General features: G+C 69.1%; 18 protein-coding genes. 12 read left to right on the forward strand and 6 right to left on the reverse strand.

The genetic code is table 11. From position 1 onward, the window contains the following. The first annotated feature begins 61 nt into the window (after positions 1 to 61). The 3 genes from BKN51_RS44735 to BKN51_RS29475 all read left to right on the forward strand — a co-directional run bounded on the left by BKN51_RS44735 (position 62) and on the right by BKN51_RS29475 (position 2,707). Positions 62 to 184 (forward strand): hypothetical protein, encoded by a 123-nt coding sequence (locus BKN51_RS44735; protein WP_255414830.1) that lies wholly within the window; start codon positions 62 to 64, stop codon positions 182 to 184. 147 nt (positions 185 to 331) lie between these two features. Further along, positions 332 to 1,555 (forward strand): HNH endonuclease signature motif containing protein, encoded by a 1,224-nt coding sequence (locus BKN51_RS29470; protein WP_233223023.1) that lies wholly within the window; start codon positions 332 to 334, stop codon positions 1,553 to 1,555. Positions 1,556 to 1,999: 444 nt separating this feature from the next. Next, complete coding sequence (locus tag BKN51_RS29475; RefSeq protein ID WP_101610736.1) at positions 2,000 to 2,707, forward strand: hypothetical protein; 708 nt, start codon at positions 2,000 to 2,002, stop codon at positions 2,705 to 2,707. 9 nt (positions 2,708 to 2,716) lie between these two features. On the opposite strand, the gene BKN51_RS43330 is transcribed toward BKN51_RS29475, so the two are convergent. Together BKN51_RS43330 and BKN51_RS29480 are read right to left on the reverse strand one after the other, a co-directional pair. Continuing rightward, the gene (locus BKN51_RS43330) at positions 2,717 to 2,878 is read right to left on the reverse strand and encodes a hypothetical protein (RefSeq protein WP_158255717.1); all 162 of its coding nucleotides are present in this window, start codon (positions 2,876 to 2,878) and stop codon (positions 2,717 to 2,719) included. A 51-nt stretch (positions 2,879 to 2,929) separates the two neighbouring features. Further along, the gene (locus BKN51_RS29480; protein ID WP_101610737.1) at positions 2,930 to 3,424 is read right to left on the reverse strand and encodes a DoxX family protein; all 495 of its coding nucleotides are present in this window, start codon (positions 3,422 to 3,424) and stop codon (positions 2,930 to 2,932) included. 77 nt (positions 3,425 to 3,501) lie between these two features. Here BKN51_RS29480 and BKN51_RS29485 point away from each other — a divergent pair, with 77 nt between their 5' ends. Then, a complete protein-coding gene (locus BKN51_RS29485) occupies positions 3,502 to 4,038 on the forward strand; it encodes a TetR/AcrR family transcriptional regulator (RefSeq protein ID WP_101610738.1) in 537 nt (178 codons plus the stop codon). Positions 4,039 to 4,045: 7 nt separating this feature from the next. On the opposite strand, the gene BKN51_RS29490 is transcribed toward BKN51_RS29485, so the two are convergent. Together BKN51_RS29490 and BKN51_RS29495 are read right to left on the reverse strand one after the other, a co-directional pair. Continuing rightward, positions 4,046 to 4,813, reverse strand: coding sequence for an SDR family oxidoreductase (locus tag BKN51_RS29490; protein WP_101610739.1), 768 nt, complete (start codon positions 4,811 to 4,813; stop codon positions 4,046 to 4,048). Positions 4,814 to 4,916: 103 nt separating this feature from the next. Continuing rightward, complete coding sequence (locus BKN51_RS29495; protein ID WP_101610740.1) at positions 4,917 to 5,471, reverse strand: TetR/AcrR family transcriptional regulator; 555 nt, start codon at positions 5,469 to 5,471, stop codon at positions 4,917 to 4,919. 81 nt (positions 5,472 to 5,552) lie between these two features. Between BKN51_RS29495 and BKN51_RS29500 the strand changes: the two genes are divergently transcribed. The 3 genes from BKN51_RS29500 to BKN51_RS29510 all read left to right on the forward strand — a co-directional run bounded on the left by BKN51_RS29500 (position 5,553) and on the right by BKN51_RS29510 (position 8,048). Then, complete coding sequence (locus BKN51_RS29500; RefSeq protein ID WP_101610741.1) at positions 5,553 to 6,356, forward strand: SDR family NAD(P)-dependent oxidoreductase; 804 nt, start codon at positions 5,553 to 5,555, stop codon at positions 6,354 to 6,356. 115 nt (positions 6,357 to 6,471) lie between these two features. Continuing rightward, positions 6,472 to 6,840 carry a YciI family protein gene (locus BKN51_RS29505; RefSeq protein WP_101610742.1) on the forward strand — a complete coding sequence of 123 codons (369 nt, stop codon included), beginning with the start codon at positions 6,472 to 6,474 and terminating at the stop codon, positions 6,838 to 6,840. Continuing rightward, on the forward strand, positions 6,828 to 8,048 hold the full coding sequence (locus tag BKN51_RS29510; protein ID WP_101610743.1) for an RNA polymerase sigma factor: 1,221 nt from the start codon (positions 6,828 to 6,830) through the stop codon (positions 8,046 to 8,048). Before BKN51_RS29505 ends, BKN51_RS29510 begins: the two co-directional genes overlap by 13 nt. Here the strand turns inward: BKN51_RS29510 and soxR are convergent. Beyond that, positions 8,038 to 8,484, reverse strand: coding sequence for a redox-sensitive transcriptional activator SoxR (soxR, locus tag BKN51_RS29515; RefSeq protein ID WP_101610744.1), 447 nt, complete (start codon positions 8,482 to 8,484; stop codon positions 8,038 to 8,040). The genes BKN51_RS29510 and soxR overlap by 11 nt on opposite strands. A gap of 52 nt (positions 8,485 to 8,536) precedes the next feature. Between soxR and BKN51_RS29520 the strand changes: the two genes are divergently transcribed. The 3 genes from BKN51_RS29520 (at position 8,537) to BKN51_RS29530 (ending at position 11,196) form a co-directional block, all read left to right on the forward strand. Continuing rightward, positions 8,537 to 9,154, forward strand: a complete 618-nt coding sequence (locus BKN51_RS29520; RefSeq protein ID WP_101610745.1) for an antibiotic biosynthesis monooxygenase — start codon at positions 8,537 to 8,539, stop codon at positions 9,152 to 9,154. Continuing rightward, entirely contained in the window at positions 9,151 to 9,975 is an 825-nt protein-coding gene (locus tag BKN51_RS29525; protein WP_101610746.1) for an NAD(P)H-binding protein, read from the forward strand. The genes BKN51_RS29520 and BKN51_RS29525 overlap by 4 nt, the downstream gene beginning before the upstream one ends. Before the next feature lie 126 nt (positions 9,976 to 10,101). After that, positions 10,102 to 11,196, forward strand: coding sequence for a methyltransferase (locus BKN51_RS29530; protein ID WP_101610747.1), 1,095 nt, complete (start codon positions 10,102 to 10,104; stop codon positions 11,194 to 11,196). Here the strand turns inward: BKN51_RS29530 and BKN51_RS29535 are convergent. Beyond that, positions 11,165 to 12,049, reverse strand: a complete 885-nt coding sequence (locus tag BKN51_RS29535; protein ID WP_101610748.1) for a LysR family transcriptional regulator — start codon at positions 12,047 to 12,049, stop codon at positions 11,165 to 11,167. The genes BKN51_RS29530 and BKN51_RS29535 overlap by 32 nt on opposite strands. Positions 12,050 to 12,119: 70 nt before the next feature. Between BKN51_RS29535 and BKN51_RS29540 the strand changes: the two genes are divergently transcribed. Together BKN51_RS29540 and BKN51_RS29545 are read left to right on the forward strand one after the other, a co-directional pair. Next, the gene (locus tag BKN51_RS29540) at positions 12,120 to 13,454 is read left to right on the forward strand and encodes an FAD-binding oxidoreductase (RefSeq protein ID WP_101610749.1); all 1,335 of its coding nucleotides are present in this window, start codon (positions 12,120 to 12,122) and stop codon (positions 13,452 to 13,454) included. 97 nt (positions 13,455 to 13,551) lie between these two features. Beyond that, the gene (locus BKN51_RS29545; RefSeq protein WP_101610750.1) at positions 13,552 to 14,733 is read left to right on the forward strand and encodes an acyltransferase family protein; all 1,182 of its coding nucleotides are present in this window, start codon (positions 13,552 to 13,554) and stop codon (positions 14,731 to 14,733) included. Positions 14,734 to 14,769: the final 36 nt, after the last annotated feature.

Consider the following 14,769-nt stretch of genomic DNA (forward strand, 5'->3'; position numbering starts at 1 on the left):
GTGGCTGCAAGCCGTCGGCGGCCGATCCGAATTTCGTTTTCCACCAACGCTTCTTGTCGGTTTGCTGGACAACACCCAGGCGGCGTCGGTCGGCGCGATGGGTCTGCTGGCGGACCGGGTCGGTGCCGTGGAAGCGGCGATCGAGCGGGCTTCGGAACGGATGGTCGTGCGGGACGTGATGTAGGGGCTTTGTGGCGTTCTCGGCGGTCGGGGTTTCGGCTGCCGGGAACGCATTGCCGGAATTCGGCAACGGGTTGCCGTGGTCGTATGATCGGAAACTGTCGGTGGCCGGTCGTATGTTGATCAGGTGGACACCTGCAAAGCCACACCTGTGGCACTCCTCGAGAAACTCGCCGACCCGGGCCTGTTGGAGTCGGTCAACGCTGCTGTCGATTCCTTGGACGACAACGATTCCGTCGCTGTCGCCCAAGCCGCGTCAGCGGGGATCGCACGACTGGAAGCGGTCCGGTTCCGGGCCCTGGCGCAGCTGAACCGGCATCGCGACGGCGCCCGCAGTGTCACCCAGGAGGTCGCGTTCGCGTTGTCTCTTGTGGACAATCATGCGGGTGCGATGGTCGCCGCGGCCGAAGCGTTGACCACCCGCCTGCCCCGCACACTGGGGTTGATGGACCAGGGAAAAGTGGATGGTTTCGGGGCGCTGAAAGTCGCCGCCGCCACCGCGTGGCTATCCGACGACAACGCCCTCGCCGCCGACGCCCTCCTGGAGGATCGGCTGCCGGACAAGAACTCCGGGCAGATCCGGAAAGCGGCGAGCCATGCGGCACTCACAGTCGACCGCGAAGGCGCCGACAGGCGTGCCGAGCGGCATCGTGAAGGCCGCCGGTTAGCGGTCCGCCACGGCGAGACAGGCGTGGCGTCGATCGAAGTCGAAGACGGCCCCGTCGAAAAAGTCACCGCCGCCTACACCCGCATCGACCGCGAAGCGAGGGCGTTGAAGACCGGCGACGAGACCCGCACCCTCGACCAACTCCGTGCCGATATCGCCCTTGATCTCCTGCTGGGTGGTCAGGGTGGGAAAAGTGAACGGGCGGAGGTGTTTCTCTATATGGATTTGTTCACCTATCTCGGGGTGAACGACGATCCGGCGGAACTGGCCGGGCACGGGCATCTTCCCGCCACGTTGGCGCGGGAGATCGCGACCGGGGCGGACACGGTGCTGCGGCGGATCATCACCGACCCACTGTCCGGGCAGGTTCTAGACCTGGGCCGGGACCGGTACCGGCCGTCGGCGGGCCAGGGCGAGTTCGTCCGGGTGCGGGATCGCGAGTGCCGAAGACCGGGCTGTCACCGCCCCGCTCAGGCCTGCGATCTCGACCACTCGGTGCCGTGGGAGTTCGGCGGGCATACCGACGCCGCCGACCTCATCGACCTCTGCCGCCGCGATCACCGGCTGAAAGACGAACCCGGCTGGATCTACCACCTCGCGTCCGACGGCACCTTCACCATCACCACCCCGACCGGGCAGAGCTACGACAGCATCCCACCGCCACTACACGAACCCCGCCCAAAAACCGAAGAACCACCACCGTTCTAAACCCCATCGCCGAAAAACGGCCACCCCCAGGCACCAACGCGGCCAGTTGCGCAGTCGCGAGCCGCCCTACCTACCGAACTGCCACCCAAACCACGTCATTGCCGAAAACCGGCTATCGCTCCCGCCCCAACGCCGCGAGCCACCCAGCCATGATCCGCTCCTCCAACGGAACCCCCACCATTCCGAGCACCGTCACCGAAAAACGGCCACCCAGGCACCAACGCGGCCAGTTGCGCAGTCGCAGCCGCCCTACCTACGGACCGCCCATTGCCGAAAAACAGCTGCCGACCCGGGTTCTGACGTGGCGGCGAGTCACACCACCAGCCGACTCCGCCATCGCCGAAAACCGGCCACGCCCACCCAAGAGTCCACCCACGGTCTGAGCCCGAACAACAGACCACGAGCCGATCCGAGCACACACCCCCACGCGGCAGGCTCACCACCATGGAAACCGACTACGTCTTCCCCGGCCGCCGCGTCACCGCGGTCTCGATGGTCCTCGGCCCGGTCCTGCTACTCACCGGAACGCTGTTGCGGTCACGCTTCAACTTCTTCTTCCCCGACCAGCTCAGGGCGATGAGCGACCATCCGGCGCTGATGACCGCCGCCTACACGTGTTTCCTGGCGGGCAACGTCCTGCTGTGGCCCGCGATCCTCGCGCTCGCCACGAAGATCGGCCGGACCAAGCCCGCACTGGCCGCCTGGGGCGGCCTGTTCGTCCTAATAGGACTCTTCGAGCGCACTTTCCACGCCGGGATCGACCAGGCCGCACTGGGGCTCGCCGAGCGGCGCGGCGCCGGTTTCGCCGAAAGCGTGGTCAGTGAGTCGTACCAGGATCTGCATCTGTTCAGTTTCCTGTCGTTCACCATCATGTTCGGCTGGTACGTACTCGCTTTCGCCGCCTATCGCGCGAAAGTGCTCGGCGTCGTCCAGTCGATCGGGTTGGCGACGATGGGACTTCTGCCGCTCGGCGTGCTGAAGGGTACCGAAATCGTGTCGATCATCGGTACCGCCGGGCTTTGTGTCGCGTTGGTCCCAGCCGGTATCCGCGTATTACTGGAAAGTCCCAAACCGAGCCGGAAGACGGTTTTGCTCACGGCGATCACCGTCCCGGTTCTGGGCGCGCTCGCTTTCGCGAGCACCTTGGGCTGAGGGTTTCCCTCAGGCCAGTCGCGCGGGCGCTTTTCCCGCCCTGTCACCGGATTCGTGGTCGCGCCCCGCCGGGAGGCAGCTCATCAGCAATACGAGACCGACAGCGCCGAGAAGCATGTGCCCGGCGAGGATGCACAGCCCACAGAATCCGATCCACAATGAGATCTTCATTCTCAGATGGTAGGGCCGTTCTCGGGACCGGAGCCCGGACTTGGGAAAGACTTAAGGTCTCCTTTGGGCAAAGGGTCTGTTCGGCGTACGCGCGTAATACACCACCAGGGACACCGTCGCGGCCAGGAAGACCACCTGCATCAGGCTCCTCGGCGCCAGTTCGTCCATCACCGACGTCACCGGCCCGTTCAACGCCTTGTGGACGTTCGCCGGGAACATCCCCAACAGCAGGAGAGTCAGTCCGGCGGCGGCCCATGGCGCCGTGCGCGACCACAGCACTCCCGCGGCTCCCGCCAGTTCGAGGACACCGGTGACGGTGACCAGCAACCCCGGCGCGGGCAACGCGGGCGGCACCATCGCGATGAGCTCCTCGCGCATGCCGATGAAATGCGCGAGCCCGGTCGTGACGAACAGTGCCGCGACGCCGCCGCGCACGGCCACCGGCCAGGGCTTCAGCCGCTGGACGCCGACGGCCCCCAGCAGGAACAACGTCGCCGTGACAGCGACCAGCATCAGTACGGGTACCAGACCGGGATCCATGAGCATGCCCTCCGAGCAGCGAAACTTTCCACTGACAAGATGCGCCGTTGCGGGCCATCTTGTCAATGACTAGATTCATCCTCATGAGTCCGTACCACCACGGCGACCTCCGGCGGGCCGTGCTCGACGCCGCCGTCGCGGCCATCACCGAACACGGCCCGGCCGGGATCAGCCTCCGCGACCTCGCCCGGCGCGCGGGGGTCTCGCACGCCGGGCCGGTGCACCACTTCGGCGACAAGGCCGGGGTGCTCACCGCGCTGGCCGCCGAAGGATTCGGGCTGCTCGCGGACGCACTCGCGGCCGAAGGCGAGCGCGGCTTCGTCGAGGTCGGAGTGGCTTACGTGCGCTTCGCGATCGAGCATCGCGCGCATTTCGAGGTGATGTTCCGCCCCGAACTCCATCGCGAGGACGATCCAGCGCTGGCCACCGCCCGTGACCGCGCGGGTGGCCTGCTGACCAGCGGCGCGTCGGCGGTCAGCGACGACGCGATGGCGGGAGTCGCCGCGTGGTCGCTGATGCACGGCTTCGCGAACCTGTGGCTCACCGGCGCGCTGCGGGCCGAGCACCTCGAGGATCCGGACACCGCCGCCCGCGCGATCGCCCGGATCCTGTTCCCCTGAACGCGGCTCAGGCCTGCGACGTGGGCACGATGGTGACCTGCTGGAGGTTCACCCGCGCCGGGAGCGAGGTCAGGAACGCCACGGTCTCGGCGATGTCGTCCGCCTTCAGCCAGGTCAGCGTGTCGCGCATGCCGTCGAGCCACTCCAGCGCGCCGGCGTCGGTGACGTGCCCCTGCAGTTCCGTCTCGACCAGACCGGGCTCGATCGCCGCGACCCGCACGCTCTTCGGGCCGAGGTCGGCACGAAGGTTCCTCGACAGGTGCGTCACGTACGCCTTCGAAGCGGCGTAGACGGCGAAGGACGGGAAGACGCCCTGAGCGCCGATGGACGACGTGTTCACCAGATCGGCGACACCTTTTTCGGCCGCCGAAGCGACCAGGTGCGGGACGAACGCGCCGATCGCGTTCATCAGGCCCGTCATGTTGACGTCGATCATGCGCTGCCAGTCGCCGGTCGCGAGTTCGTCGATCGGCGCGGCCAGCATCACGCCGGCGTTGTTGAACAGCAGGTCCGCGCGCCCCAGTTTCGCTTCGACCTCGGCCGCAGCGGCCCGCATCGCCTCGGCGTCGGCGACGTCGGCCGCGAGGACGAGCGCGGTACCGCCGTCCTGGTCGATCTCCTTGGCGAGCGTTTCCAACCGGTCCGTGCGGCGGGCGACGAGCGCGACCGCCGCGCCGGAGGCGGCGAGCCGCCGCGCGGTCGCCTCGCCGATCCCGCTGGACGCGCCGGTGACGACGGCGACCCTGTTCGCGTGCCGTGCCGGGGAGTTCGTCATCTTCGTATCTCCTAAGTGGACTCGTTCTCGCGTTCTGAGTCCAGGAAACCGGGCCCCGCCCGGAGATGACACGGTCTGTTCAGCCTGGGTCCGGCAGTACCAGTCAGGCTTCGAGCGCACCGAGGACGAGCGCCGCGTGCTTGCGCCAGACGTCGTCGCCCTGTCCGGCGGTCAGTTCGACGATCCGGCCGAGCGCGAGGATCTGCAGGCCGATGTCCGCGGAAGTGATGCCGTCCCGCAGCCGTCCCTGACGGCGCGCGCGTTCGACGAGGCCGTCGAGACTCTCGGCGAGGTGCGCGCGACAGGCGTCGAGAGCGCCTTCAGTGACGGTGAGCCCGTCGAGGAACGCCCGGTGCCGGGCCATCATCGCCAGCGTCCGCTCGACGACGAGGCTGATCCCCTCCCAGGCGTCTTCGGCCGCTTTCGCGGTCTCGGAGACGGCCTCCCATTCGGCGACGTCGTCCTCCAGGACCGCCCTGACCAGGTCGTCCTTGGCGGGGAAGTGCCGGTACAGGGTGGCGACGCCGACGTCGGCCCGGCGCGCGATCTCCCGGACGTCGGTGGCGAGACCGCGTTCGGCGAAGCACTCGCGCGCGGCCTCCAGCAGTTGCGCCCGGTTTCGCGCCGCGTCCCAGCGTTGACGCCGCGAAGTGGTCATGGCGGGATCCTACCTGTTCCGGAACCCCTGTTTCGGATACGGTGATGTTCCGGAACACGTGTTCCGGAACTGGAGGAGACCATGTCCACGATCGTGATCACCGGGGGAACCGACGGCCTCGGCCGCGCGCTGGCCGCCGACAGACTGCGCGAAGGCCACACCGTCGTCGTGGTCGGCCGCAGCGAGGCGAAATTCCGCGAACTGACGGGCGACGCGCATTTCATCCGGGCCGACCTGCGCGAGGTGTCCGAGAACTTCCGCGCCACCCGGGAGATCGCCGAACGCTTCCCCGTCGTCGACACGCTGGTGCTGGGCGCCGCGTACGTCCACCGAGACCGGCAGTTGACCAGTGAAGGCTTCGAGCACACGTTCGCGCTGTACTACCTGAGCAGGCACGTCTTCGCGTCGGAGCTCCAAGAGGTGCTCGGCGCGGCCGAGCGGCCGCTGATCCTCGACACCACCGTCCCCGGCGCGCCGAAGGACGCCATCCGGTGGGACGATTTCCAGCTTTCCCGGGGCTTCACCTGGAAGTCGGCGAATCTGCAGAGCCGCCGGATGGGCCTGTTGTCCGCGCGCCTGCTCGCCTCCGAAAAGGTGCGGTACGTGCTCTACAACCCGGGATTCGTCCGTACGAGTCACCAGGGCGCGCTCGGCAGGACCTCGCGGGCGATGGTCGGCGTCCTCGCGAAACTCCTGGGCACACCCCCCGAGAAAGCGATCCTGCCGATGCTCGACCTCATCCGGAACCGGCCCGAAGCACCCTTGAGCGCGTATCAGCGCGACAAACGACTCCCCCTCGACGAGGTCGATCATGACGAGGCCGAGCGCCTTCACGCCGAGACACGACGGCTCCTGCGCGAAGTCGCTGACGCCGACCAGGGTTGACCTGCGCCGATGTGCGCGGCGAGAAGAAACGAGGAAAGATCTCGGCGCTACTGTCGAATCGGCGAGGCGCCCTTCGTATAGGGAATGACAAGCCGCTTCGCACGAGGAGGACGCCATGACCCAGTACCTGATCAGCCTCTACCAGCCCGACGGCCCCACCCCGCCGCCGGAGTTCCTCGAGCCGATCGCCCGCAAGCTGCAGGCGCTCAACGAGGAGATGCAGGCCGCGGGCGCCTGGGTGTTCGCTGCGGGCCTGCACCCGCCGACCACGGCGACCGTCCTGCGCGCCAAGGAAAGCGGCGACATCGTGATGACCGACGGCCCGTACGTCGAGGGCAAGGAGCATCTCGGCGGGTTCACCATCGTCGAGGCGCCGGATCTGGACGCCGCGCTCGGCTGGGGTGGCCGGATCGCCGAGATCACCGGCCTGCCGATCGAGGTCCGGCCGTTCCAGGGCGAGGAAGACCCTTCATGCGTCCCCTGACCACCGAAGACATCGGCCGGGTCTTCACCGAGGAGTACGGCCGCGCGGTCGCCGTCCTGGTCCGCGTCTTCGGCAGCATCGACATCGCCGAAGAAGCGGTACAGGACGCCTTCGCCGCGGCGGTGGACCGATGGCCGTCCACCGGTCTGCCGCCGAGTCCGGCCGGCTGGATCATCACGACCGCCCGCAACAAGGGCATCGACAGGTTGCGCCGGGAAGCCGCGCGCGACGACAAGCACGCCCAGGCCGCGCTGATCCACGCCGGCGACGAACCAGTGGAGGAGGGTCCCGTGCGTGACGACCGGCTGCGGCTCATCTTCACCTGCTGCCACCCCGCGCTGGCCGTCACCGCGCAGGTCGCGCTGACGTTGAAACTGCTGGGCGGGTTGACCACCGGCGAGATCGCGCACGCGTTCTTCGTCCCCGAGACGACGATGGCGCAACGGCTGGTCCGGGCGAAGGGCAAGATCCGCGACGCAAAGATCCCGTACCGCGTCCCCGGTGACGCCGACCTGCCGGACCGGCTGCGGTCGGTGCTCGCCGTGATCTACCTCGTGTTCAACGAGGGCTACACGGCCAGTTCGGGCGAACGGCTGGTGCGGGACGACCTGTGCGCCGAGGCGATCCTGCTCGGCAGGCTGCTGACCGGGCTCATGCCCGACGAACCGGAGGCCACCGGGCTGCTGGCGCTGATGCTGCTCACCGAGTCCCGCCGCGCCGCCCGCACCGGCGCGGACGGCGACGTCGTCCTGCTGCCGGATCAGGACCGGTCGCGGTGGGACCGGGAGCTGATCACCGAAGGGCAGACGCTGGTCCGCGCCTGCCTGCGGCGGAACCAGCCCGGCCCGTACCAGCTCCAAGCGGCGATCAACGCCGTCCACAGCGACGCCGCCGACACGGGGAGCACGGACTGGTCGCAGATCGTCCGGCTGTACGACCTGCTGCTGGCGGCGAACCCGACGCCGATCGTCGCACTCAACCGGGCGGTCGCGGTGGCCGAGGTGGACGGCCCCGAAGCGGCACTCGACGCGATCGACGGCCTCGATCTGGAGGATTACCACCTCTACCACGCCATCCGCGCCGATCTGCTGCACCGCGTCGGCCGCGGGGCGGAATCGGCGCGGGAGTACGAGGCGGCGATCCGGCGAGCGGGCAACAGTGCCGAACGACGGCTGCTGGAACGGAAACTGGCCGCGGTCAGTCGCTGATCAGCCGCGCCGGGCCGGGTCCCTTCGCGGCGAGGACGTCGCCGGGGTTGACCAGGACGCACTGCTCGAAGGACAGGCAGCCACAGCCGATGCATTCGGTGAACCGGTCGCGCATGCACTCCAGCTGCTCGATGCGCTTGTTGAGCTCGGCGCTCCAGCATTGGGAGGCGCGCTGCCAGAACGCGTGGTCCGGCGCGGCGCCTTCCGGCAGGAAATCGAGCACGCCACCGATCACCTCCAGCGGGATGCCCAGATGGTGCGACGCCCGGATGAACGCGACCAAGCGGAGGGTGGCGCGAGGGTAGCGGCGCTGGTTTCCGCTGGTACGCCTGCTGCTGATGAGGCCCTGACGCTCGTAGAACCGCAGAGCGGAGGTGGCGACACCACTGCGCCGCGACAACTCTCCGATGGTGAGTTCGGACGGCGGTTCGGACATGGGCGCCATCCTAGCTTGACTTGAACCCTTGTTCAGGTTTCATGCTGGAGGCATGACGAAACCGGAAATCTCCGAAACGACCATCCACAAGGGACAGTGGCCGACACCGGACGGGGAACTGGTGGCCGTGGCGCGGGAGTGGCCGAGTGCCGAAGCGGCACGAGCGTCGTTCGAGGCACGCTCCGGAGAGGGCCTCGTTTCCTTCACCGCCTACGAGGGCATCGACCACGACGGCGCGTTCACCTACGAGCAGTGGACCAGCGAAGACGCGATCCGGAACCTGGACGGCGCGCCCGTGTACCGCCTCTACCGCGGGAACCGCGGCGAAGGAGCTCCCGGTTGCCTGGTGGTCGTCTCGGTCGAGTTCGAGGGCCCCGACGAACAACGGCAACGGGACTGGATCGACCTCGTCTTCACCGCGCTGGACTCGGAACCCGTACGACCGGAAGGCGGGATCTCGGGGTTCTTCCACGTGAGCACCGACGGGACCCGCGTGCTGAACTACGCGGAGTGGACCAGCGCCGAGGCGCACCTCGCCGCACTCGCCGCGCCGGGCTCGGACGGCGTCGGCACGACCGGCGTGTGGAAGAAGGTGCAGAACTACCCCGGCATGACGGCGGGCGGATCGGTCAAGCGCTACCGCCCGATCCTCTCGGCGGTGGCGGCATGAAGCCGATCCTGGTCGCCGGGGCGACGGGCAACGTCGGCGCGCAGGTGGTCGCCCGGTTGCGGGCGCGGGACGTCCCGGTCCGGCCGCTGAGCCGGAACCCGCCGCCGGACGGTGTCCGCGGCGACCTGGCGAAACCCGAAACGATCGCACCGGCGCTCGACGGCGTCGACACGGTGTTCCTGATGCTCGCCGGATCCGCCGAGGCACTGGTGCCGACCGTGTCGCTGCTCGGTGAGCGGGTGAAGCGCGTGGTGTTCCTTTCCTCCGGTGCCGTCGACGACTCCCTCGCGGAACAGGACAATCCCATCGGCGCCTGGCACCGGACCGTCGAAGAGGCGATCGAAGCAGCGGGCGTGGACTGGACCTTCCTGCGGCCGCATGGTTTCGCGGCCAACACCCTCGGCTGGGCACCGTCGATCCGCGCGGACGGCGTCGTCCGCGGCGTGTACGGAGAGGCGTCGATGCCGCTGATCCACGAGAAGGACATGGCCGCGGTGGCCGTCGAGGCGCTGACCGGCGACGGACACGCGGGTGCGAGGTACGTCCTCACGGGCACGCGGCCGATCACGCAGATCGAGCAGGTGCGGATCATCGGCGAGGCCGCGGGCCGCCCGGCACGCTGGGAGGAGATCCCGCTGGAAGAAGCGCGCGCGGCCATGCTCGCCAAGATGCCGGACTTCATCGTCGACACGATGCTGACCGGGTTCCGGGCACTGGTGACGGAACCGAGCGAGATCACCTCGACCGTCCAGGACGTCACCGGCAGGCCGGCGCTGGACTTCGAGGTCTGGGCGGCCGACCACGCCGCCGATTTCCAGTAGCATCGAGTACGTGTCGACACCGGTTCATGCCTCGGCGGTCCACTAGCCGCCGTTCCTGATCTCGTCCCCCGACGTACGACGCCCGCGGGGTCTCTTCGCCACGGGCGAAATCCAGGAACGGAAACCATGAACCCGCTGTCCATAAAGGACGGTGGTCGGCGCTGGCTGACCACCGTCGGCTCGAAACCACCTCGAACCGTCGTCGACGTCGACGACGGGATCACCGCCGACGAGGCGTTCCGGCTCGCCGAGTCCGGCACCGGTCTCGTCTGGCACGGCGACTACCCGAACGCGCGGAACCTCCTGGCCGCGATGTCCCGCCGCTGCGCGCCGGCGGCCGGGAAACCCTTCCAAGACCAGCGGAACCTGCAAGCCCGCCGGGCACGGCTGCTCGGCAGGCTGCTGGTTCCGCTGGATCCCGGGCACGTCCTGCCGCTGCGTCGCGGTCCGGACGTCCGCACCGCCTGCGCCGAGGTGTACGGGCCTTCGGAAACCGCGTCACTGGTGTCCCTGCGGGAACTGCTCGGCGTCGTCGGCGCGCACGAATGGCGGGTGAAGGGCGTCGAGATCCCGGCACTCGGCGCGAAGATCCATCCGCACCACGGGGTCTTCTCACCCGTCCGCGGTGAGTACGTCGACCTGGTCGCGAGAACTCCTTTGCCCGCCGAGAACCTGGCGTTCGACATCGGCACCGGGACCGGCGTGCTCGCCGCGGTCCTCGCCCGTCGCGGGGTCGAGCGCGTGGTGGCGACCGACAACGAACCCCGCGCGCTCGCTTGCGCGCGGGAGAACTTCGAACGCCTCGGTTTCAGCGGGCTCGAAACGCTCGAGACGGACGTCTTCCCACCGGGCCGCGCGCCACTGGTCGTCTGCAACCCGCCCTGGCTCCCCGCCCGGGCGCACACCCCGCTCGAACGCGCCGTCTACGACCCGGGAAGCCGGATGCTCCACGCCTTCCTCGATCGGCTGCCCCGCCATCTCGAACCCGGAGGGGAGGCCTGGCTGATCCTCTCCGACCTCGCCGAACTGCTGGGCCTGCGCACGCGCGCGCGGCTTCTCGAAGCTTTCGAACGTTCCGGGCTCGAAGTCCGGGGCCGGGAGGACACCAGGCCGAGGCATCCACGGGCCTCCGACCCGCGCGATCCGCTGCACGCCGCCCGCGCGAAGGAGGTGACCTCGCTGTGGCGGCTCACAACCCGAGCAGCACCCGCGCCTGACTGATGAACGCGCGGGCGGCGGGGCTGACCGGCCCCTCCGTCCGCCAGGCGAGCGCCAGTTTCGCGCGCAGCCCGGCGGGCCGCGTGATCTCCATGGCGTGCAGTTCCGTGTAGTGCGTCGCCAGCGACATCGGCACCACCGCGACGCCGAGCCCGCGTCCGACCAGTTCGGCGACGACGTTCGGGTCGCCTGCCTCCAGCGTCACCCGCGGCTGCGCGCTGTCGGCGAGGAAGGCCGCGTCGACGATCGCGCGCATGCCGGTGCCCTTCGGCAGGCTCACCAGCGAACGGCTTTCCAGCTCCGAAAGCGTGATCGTGGCGTGCGCGGTGAGCGGATCGTCCGGACCGGAGACGGCGACGAGCGGCTCGTCGAGGACGACCTCGAAACCGATTCCGGGCGGCGGTTCGCCGGAGACCCCGATGAGCGCGATGTCGAACCGGCCGTCGGCGACCCCCGCGAGCAGGACGTCGGAGGTCGCCTCGGCGAGCGTGATGTCCACGGCGGGATGACGCTCGTGGAACCGCGCGAGCAGATCCGGCAGGTTGACCGGTCCGCGCGAGGACACCATGCCCATCGCGACCTGGCCGCGGACCAGGCCGGTCAGGTCGTCGACCGCCTGCCGCACCCCGGCGACGGCGGCGAGCGCGGCCCGCGCGTGCGGCAGCGCGGCGGCACCGACCTCGGTCAGCCGCACCGCGCGGGCCGACCGGTCGAGAAGCGGCTGCCCGAGCTCGCGTTCGAGACGGCGGATCTGGGCGCTGACGCCGGGCTGCGCGACGTGCAGCCGCTCGGCGGCGCGCGTGAAGTTGGCCTCCTCGGCCACCGCGACGAAGTATTCGAGCTGACGCAGTTCCATAACCGATGATTCTAGTTCCCAGACAAACCAGATCTTGGACTTCTGAATGGATCGAGACCACCCTGGTCTCATGACCACAATGCTCCGCCCCGGCGATTCCGATTACGACTCCGAACTCGCCGGCTTCCAGACCGCCGTGTCCCGTCGTCCCGACGTCATCGTGGCCGCCACTTCCGCCGCGGACGTCGTCGAAGCCGTCCGCTACGCCGGTGAGCACGATCTCCCGGTCGCCGTCCATTCCACCGGCCACGGCGTGGGCATCCCCTTCGAGGGCGGCGTCCTCGTCACCACCCAGCGCATGACCGGGATCCGGATCGACGCGGGCATCGCCCGGGTCGACGCGGGGGTGCGCTGGGGCGCGGTCATCGAAGCGGCCGCCGAACACGGGCTGGCGCCGCTGAGCGGCTCCTTCCCCGGCGTCGGCGTCGTCGGCTACACGCTCGGCGGCGGGTTCAGCCTGCTCGGCCGCAAATACGGGCTCGCCGCCGACCAGGTGACCGCCATCGAGGTCGTGACCGCCGACGGCGAACTCCGTCGCGCCACCCCGGACACCGAGAAGGACCTGTTCTGGGCGCTGCGCGGCGGCCGCGACAACTTCGGGATCGTCACCGCGCTCGAGTTCCGGCTCGTCCCGGTCACCCGGTTGTACGGCGGCAGCCTGCAGTTCGGCACCGCGTCACTCGCCACGGTGATCCGCGCCTGGCGCGACTGGGCGGCGGAGATGCCGCGCGAGATGACGTCGTCGCTGGCCATGGTCCCGATGCCGGACCTGCCGGTGGTGCCCGAGCCGCTGCGCGGGCAGCACGTCGCGCAGATCAGGATCGCCTATCTCGGCGATGCCGCCGAGGGTGAGCGCCTGGTCGCCCCGCTGCGCGCCGCCGCCGAGACGCTCGGTGACACGCTCGCCGAGATCCCGTTCACCGAATCGGGCAAGATCGCGAACGAGCCGCCGTTCCCGCACGGCTACCGCGCCGACAACGCGACCGTGTCCGAGCTCAACGACACGATGCTCGACGCGATCCTGGAGCACGCCGGCCCGGACGCCCCGGTGCCGACCGTCGTCCTGCTGGACCTGCTCGGCGGCGCGCTGTCCGACGCGCCCGAGCATCCCGGCGTCGGCTGGGACCGCGAAGCCCGCTTCACCGTCCGGGCACTGTCCGTGGTGGACCACGCCGCGATCCCCGAGATCCGGGCCGCCCACGGGAAGCTGTTCGACGCGCTGAAGCCCTGGTCGACCGGCAAACTCCTGACCTTCGTCTACGGCGAGAGCGGCGCGGACGAGGAAGCGTCCAAGGTGTACTCCCCAGCGGACCTGCGGCGGCTCACCGGGATCAAGGCGGCCGTCGACCCGGCGAACCGTTTCCGGCTGACGCACAACGTCGAACCCGCGCGTGACGCTGGGTGATCTTCGGAATCCGCTGGTGGAGGGCCCCGATCCGGGGCGAAGGCACCGTGCGCGGCACCCGTATACTTCCGGGCCGATACCGCCATTAGGGGGCACTGTGCGCACTTTGGACCATGACGAGTTCCTCGCCATGCGTCGGTTCCCCGCGCTCGACGGGCTGCGCGCGATCGCGGCCACCATCGTGATCCTCTTCCACTTCGCGGGGCCGAAGTGGAGCTGGCTGTCCGGCTGGGTCGGTGTCTACATCTTCTTCGTGCTGTCCGGTTTCCTGATCACGACGCTGCTGCTGCGTGAGCAGGACCGGACCGGCCGGATCTCGCTTTCGGCGTTCTACCTGCGCCGCGTGTTCCGGATCCTGCCGCCGTACCTGGTGATCCTCGGCGGGATCGTCGTGTTCGTGTGGCTGCGCGGCGAGTTCCTCGCCCGCGAGTTCCCGCACGCGCTGAAGTACTACCTGACGTTCTTCAACGAGTTCCTGCCCGGCAGCAAGCCGAACGGCGCGGACAACTTCTTCAGCGGCTCGTGGACGCTGGGCATCGAGGAGAAGTTCTACCTGGTCTGGCCGTTCCTGCTGGTGGTCGCGGGTGCCGTCGGGCTCGCCGCGGCCTGGCGCAAGCTCGCGCTGGCGTTCGCCGCGTTCGCGCTGATGGCCGGGCTGGTGGGGGTCACCAGCGGCTGGGTGCTCAACGGGCCGCAGGTGCCGATCTACCGGTCGACGGTGCACTACGCGATCCTGCTGATCGGCTGCGTGCTGGCGATCGCGATGCACTACCGCCGGTCCTACGCGGTGATCAAACCGCTGACCCACCCGCTCGCGGCGATCCCGGTGTTCGGCGCGTTCGCCGTGCTGCACGTCAACATGGAAAGCCTGTGGTGGAAGACCGGCAGCAACCTCGGCCTGCTGATCGCCTACGGCCTGCTCTCGGCGATGCTGCTGGTCGTTCTGGTCTCGCCGGGGCCGCTGCGCTGGCTGCTGGCGACGAAGGTGATGCGCTTCGTCGGTGAGCGCTCGTACTCGCTCTACCTGCTGCAGGGCCCGGTGCACTTCGCCGTGGTGGCGGCGATCCCGCCGCTGGGCGAGCACCGGATGATCAGCGCGCTGACCGTGTTCGCGGTCGGGCTGGGGATCGCGGACCTGATCCACCGCTGGGTTGAGCAGCCGATGATCACCACCGGCAAGAAGCTGATCGCGCGCCGCCAGGAGCGCAAGGCGCTGCGAGCGGCCGAAGCCGAACTTCAGCGGCCGAACGCCGTCGAGGCTCCCAGCGGCGCACGCTGACTCCCCTCAAGGACCGCAACTAGAGGACTAGTTGCG

The organism is Amycolatopsis sp. BJA-103, from assembly GCF_002849735.1.
Lineage (GTDB): Bacteria > Actinomycetota > Actinomycetes > Mycobacteriales > Pseudonocardiaceae > Amycolatopsis.